The sequence below is a fragment of the Mesobacillus zeae genome, assembly GCF_003570705.1.
GTDB classification, from domain to species: domain Bacteria; phylum Bacillota; class Bacilli; order Bacillales; family Cytobacillaceae; genus Mesobacillus_C; species Mesobacillus_C zeae.
In genome coordinates, this window is record NZ_QWVT01000071.1 from 1 (window position 1) to 1,513 (window position 1,513).

Annotated in this window: 1 protein-coding gene; it reads right to left on the minus strand. The window is 31.9% G+C overall.

Annotated elements, in window-relative coordinates:
• Positions 1–708: DUF5050 domain-containing protein (locus D1970_RS21940; protein ID WP_119114957.1), on the minus strand; the 708-nt coding region annotated here is incomplete at its 3' end.
• Positions 709–1,513: the final 805 nt, after the last annotated feature.

A 1,513-nucleotide genomic window follows, 5' to 3' on the forward strand; every position in this document is an offset into this window, starting at 1 on the left:
AAGAAACTGACCATCTACTCCCTCTATACTCATGAAATAATGAATATCATCATTTAGTTTTTTAGCTCTATTGCTCTTAAGAGATAATGAGTAAAGCTTTCCTTGACTTCCTTGAGAATTTTCTGGCTCGATATAGAAGTAAATATTTTCGTCATCAACAAGAAAAATTTCTCCTCCGTCCCCTGGTACGGTAAATAGAGGAATAGGCTTATTATTATGAATATCCATCTTGTAAAATCCGTTTTTAACAGTATCATAATAATAAATCCAATTCCCTATAACTTGAACGTAACTTGCACTCTCAGCTAATTTTTTTCTATGTGTTCCGTCCAATTTAACTTTAAACAGTCTCTCCTCGTCCAGAAATGCTGAGGAAGTGTAAAAAACCCATTCCCCCCTTACGTTAATAAATCTCAAGTGATTAGGGGCGATTTTATAATTAGTATCCTCCCCTTCTTTTCTTCCCATTAAGAAGTCTTTTGAAGGGGAATCGTAATCACTCGATTTTTTAAAAAACACCCAATCATCCTGGGCTGCAACAAACCCACCATTACGAATATTTGAAAAAGAATTGCCGACTTCATTTTCTTTCTCAATCACATATTTCTTAATTCCATACTCCTGGTCGGAGCTTTCTGGTAACAACCAAATTGCAAGAGTAACTGGTAAAATTAATAATAACAAAATAATAAATAATACCCTTTTCATATAATCACTCCTCAGAAACTATTTATGGAACTAATAGATTATTTAGATTTAATAAGGAGGACGGGAGAGAGCTTGACACTCTCTCCCGAATTTTAGTATTTATATAGATTAATAAAAAGTTTGTTTCAGTCAACTTTGCATTGATTACTATTTGTAATTAATAATGTTCCACTACTTTAGTGTGGGCACTGTTTGGAGTCAAATAACGAGAGCTAATGTGTTTGTAGCCATAAATCATCCCATCGATTTGTCGCTTTTGAGTAATATTTCCGCTGACAAACCAAATATTCTAGTAAGGTAGGTAGGATCTTTCACTAAACATACTCCATTCAAAATATTATAAAGTAATTAGTTTCATTACCCATCAAATAACCATTAAGATAACTAATTGAAACCGATTAAATATGTAATATGAATGTACTATTTTCTACCAGTTTTAATATTATATCAAATTATCATTCTTTATGTGTATAGTTCGTTAAATTAGAGTTTAACGCGAAAATAAATTATACATTAGCGCATATATGTATTCCGTCGGATCTTCCTCCCGATACTTATCCAATTCTCCTACTTTCCAAAAGTTTCATAGATTCCTTGATGTAGCTTTAAAATAAAGTTAGATTAAAAATATCGTGTTAAACCGTATTCTATGGTAAATAAAAAGAAACCATTTTGAAAAAGGATTAATCAAAATGGTTTCTTATCCAGTAGGTTTATGTTTCGGTTTTATAAAAAAGTTAGATCATTTTCTGCCTGTGTTACTCCACAATCGCGCCCTATCGTATTATAAGGTCATCCAGAATAT